The 3,468-nt window shown below is 65.7% G+C and carries 3 protein-coding genes and 1 pseudogene; 2 read left to right on the forward strand and 2 right to left on the reverse strand.

All coding sequences use genetic code 11. The annotated features are described in order from the left end of the window. The coding region (locus ACK5IR_RS15270) for a Gfo/Idh/MocA family oxidoreductase (protein WP_416930031.1) at positions 1-311 on the reverse strand (311 nt) is incomplete at its 3' end. Further along, positions 308-1,258, reverse strand: a complete 951-nt coding sequence (locus ACK5IR_RS15275; protein WP_416930032.1) for a sugar phosphate isomerase/epimerase family protein — start codon at positions 1,256-1,258, stop codon at positions 308-310. The genes ACK5IR_RS15270 and ACK5IR_RS15275, both read right to left, overlap by 4 nt. Positions 1,259-1,417: 159 nt before the next feature. Here ACK5IR_RS15275 and ACK5IR_RS15280 point away from each other — a divergent pair, with 159 nt between their 5' ends. Together ACK5IR_RS15280 and ACK5IR_RS15285 are read left to right on the forward strand one after the other, a co-directional pair. After that, positions 1,418-2,431, forward strand: a complete 1,014-nt coding sequence (locus ACK5IR_RS15280) for a LacI family DNA-binding transcriptional regulator (protein ID WP_416930033.1) — start codon at positions 1,418-1,420, stop codon at positions 2,429-2,431. 94 nt (positions 2,432-2,525) lie between these two features. Next, positions 2,526-3,468, forward strand: a pseudogene (locus tag ACK5IR_RS15285) (sugar transferase); the annotation flags it as partial.

A 3,468-nucleotide genomic window follows, 5' to 3' on the forward strand; every position in this document is an offset into this window, starting at 1 on the left:
GCGGCTTTCGAAATCTCGTAATGGGTATTGTTGGGCGTTGCGATGGAAACGGCCCGGATACCGTCGTCGCGCGCCGATTCGGCGGCGAACATCGCCCGGTAATCGGCATAGCAGCGCTCCGGATCGAGCCCCAGTTCGACCCCAAAGGCGCGCCCGCGCGCCGGATCGAGATCGAACGCCCCGGCGACAAGTTCGAAATAGCGGTCGCGTTCGGCGGCCGAGCGGTGGATATAGCCGATCTGGCTGCCCTTGCCGCCGCCGACCATGGCCCAGCGGATCGCCTCTCTGGTTCGGCGCTCGCCGTCGATCATGCCGTTTCCTCCCCATTGTCGTGAGTGAATCCCACCGATTTCAGATAATCCCGCGAGGCCTTCACATCGGCCAGCGAGCCCCCCGCATTGCGGGGATCGCGCTCCTGCTCGACGGTGATGAAACCGCCATAGCCCCTTTCGGTCAGAAAGGCGCGGATCGCGGGATAGTCGATCACGCCCCGCCCGATGGGGCACATGACCCCTTCGCCGCAGGCCTCGAAAAACCGGATGGTGCGCCCCATGACATTGTCGAACCGGGCGCCGTCGATATCCTTGAAATGGATGTAATCTATGCGGTTCCAGTAGCTGCGCAGCACTTCCAGCGGATCCATGCCCGAATAGAGGCTGTGGCCGGTATCGATACAGAAACCCGCCTCGTCGGCCGGCACGTCGCGCGCGATGCGCGCGATCTCGTCGGCGAACTCGATATACCCGCCGGCGTGCGGGTGGATGACGGCGCGCACGCCGAATTCGTCGCGGGCGGCGCGCGCGATGGCGCGAATGTTCGCCACCATGCCCTCCCATTCCGCATCGCTCAGGCGCGGCGCGCGGTCGGAATGACCTGCGGCAAAGTCGCGCTCGTCGTGACCCCAGTCCATGACCGTCAGGTAGGGCGCGGCATAGCGCTGCCCCTCGGCCCGCGGCGGCTCGGGCAGTTCGGTGATCAGGGCGCAGATCTCGCGCGTCTGGCGCAGCAGGGCATCGCGGTTTTCCGGATCGACCAGATCGTCGAAGATCGTGCCCGCAACGATATAGAGGTCGCGTGCCCGCAATTCGGCCGAAACCGCCCCGATATCCAACGGCATATAGCCATAGGGACCAAGCTCAAGCCCGCCGTAACCGGCCGCCGCCGCCTCGTCGAGAACCAGCCGCCAGTCCGGCAGGTGCGGATTGGCAATATCGTCCACACCCCAGCAGCAGGGTGCTGTGGTCACCGTCATCGTCATTTGTGATGTCCTCCCGTTGCACCGCCTGCAGTGAACGTGGGGCACGAATAGCGCGGCGCGGAACGGCAAGCCATCGAATCCTTGAGGGCTTTCCATCAACATGTGGCTAGAGCGCTGAAATCCACATGATAGGCTTCCCTCAGGAGAGGAGTTCGCCGCATGACGAAAAAGCCGACCCTGGCCGATGTCGCCCGGGTTGCGGGTGTATCGCTCGCAACGGTGGATCGCGTGATCAACAACCGCGGCGGTGTCGATCCCGCCAAGGAAGAGGCGGTGATGCGCGCGGCACGCACGCTGGAACTCGACCGGCGGCTGGATTATGCGCACCGGCAGATCAAGCGGATCACGGTCATGATCCAGCCGCCCGAAAACCCGTTCCACGCCGAACTGGGCAACGGGATCGACACGGCGCGCAAGTTTCTGGCGGCGCTGAACATCCAGGTTGCGGTCACGCACACCCGCATCGGCCAGATACGCGAAACCGTGGCCAAGATCATCTCGCTACCCGAACGGACCGACGGTCTGGTCATCTCGGCGCCGGATACGCCCGAAATCGCCGCCGCTCTGATGCGGATCAGGGCGCAGGTTCCGGTGATCACCCTGGCAAGCGACATTGCCGGCTCGGGGCGGATCGCCTTTATCGGCCCAGACGACGAACGCTCGGGCCGGGTCGCGGCCGATCTGATGGGCCTGTTTCTTGGCCCGCAGGGTGGCGATGTGCTCATCGTGGCCGGGCACCTGCACCTTGCCGGTCAGCGCGCACGGGCAAGGGGCTTCGAAAGCCTGCTCTCGGGCCGCTATCCCGATTGCCGGATCCACGGCATTGTCGAAACCGGCGAGAATTCCGACGCCACAGCAACCCGTGTCCACGAGGCGTTGTCGCAGAACCCGTCCATCCGCGGCATCTATCACCTGTCGGTCGGTGCCGTCGGAATCGTCGATGCCATCGACCGGCTGGGACGCCGCAACGAGGTTCACGTCATCACCCACGAACTGACCCCCAATCGGCGGCGGCTGCTGCGCCAGCGGCGATTGCATGCCGTGCTGGATCAGGACCCGCATCTCGAAGCGCGGCTCGCCATCGAAACGCTGGCGCGGCATTTCGGGCGGCTGGAAGGGCCGGTAACCTCGTTCGAATCCGCAGTTCAGATCTTCATGCCCGAAAGCCTGTGACACGCCCGCAAAGAAACGGGATCAGATGCACCGGCGGTTAACCTTCGGCCCCTAGCCTGCTGCCCGCAGGTCGGTAGCCGAAACGGGAGGGCTGGTGTCGCACCTTCAGACAGAGTTTGCGGATATGCCGCCCGAAGGCGCAACGCTGGGCGAGGCCGCGGCGCAGGCTGCCCGCCATCTTACGCGGCCCTCGCTGGCGCCGGTCCGGCTTGCTATCGTACTGGCCGGGCTCGAATGGCTCGTCGTCGCCGTATCGGGCTGGTTCGTCCTCTATGCCGCAACAGCGACGCCATCGTTCGATGCCGCGCGGGCCGCCGCGCTCGCCGCTGCCATGGCAACGCTGACAATCGCCCTGACCGTGGCCGCCGGCGGGTATTCCCTGCGCTCGCTGGTCGGGCCGCGCCGTGGTATCCCGTTCGCGATCGCAGGCTTTGCCGCATCGGCGGTGATATTGCTCGATTTCTCCTCCGGCACCGCCCATTCCGGCCTTTTCACCGGGGCGGTAATCGTATCGGCCGGTGTGCTGGTGCCGTTCCGGCTTGGCGCGGGCGCGGCGGTACGCTGGGCGGTCGACAGCGGCCTGACTGCCCGCCGCGCGGTTCTTGCCGGCGGCGGCGCCGAGACCGAGCGTCTGGTACGCGGGCTGGCCGCCGCACCGGCGAATGACATCCGGATTTGTGGGCTGTTCGACGACCGTACTTCGTCGCGCGTTCCCGACCTGGTGCTCAACGTGCCCAGAATCGGCCGCTTCGACGATCTGGTCGCCTTTTGCCGGATCGCCGAGATCGACCTGATCATCCTGTGCCTGCCGCCCGAGGCCGACCGGCGCATCGCGCAACTGCTCGAGCAATTCCGGGTTCTGCCGGTGCAGGTGCATCTTTCCGCCTTCAACCGGGGGTTCGAGTTTCCGCGTGCCCCCGGAAGCGGCCTGCTCGACGCCAGTTTCCGGGCGGAACGCAGGCTGATGAAACGCGGCTTCGACCTGCTGTTCGGCAGCATCCTGCTGACACTTTTCGCCCCGTTGATGCTGATGATCG

The sequence above is a fragment of the Tropicimonas sp. genome (assembly GCF_047971885.1).
GTDB lineage: Bacteria > Pseudomonadota > Alphaproteobacteria > Rhodobacterales > Rhodobacteraceae > Tropicimonas.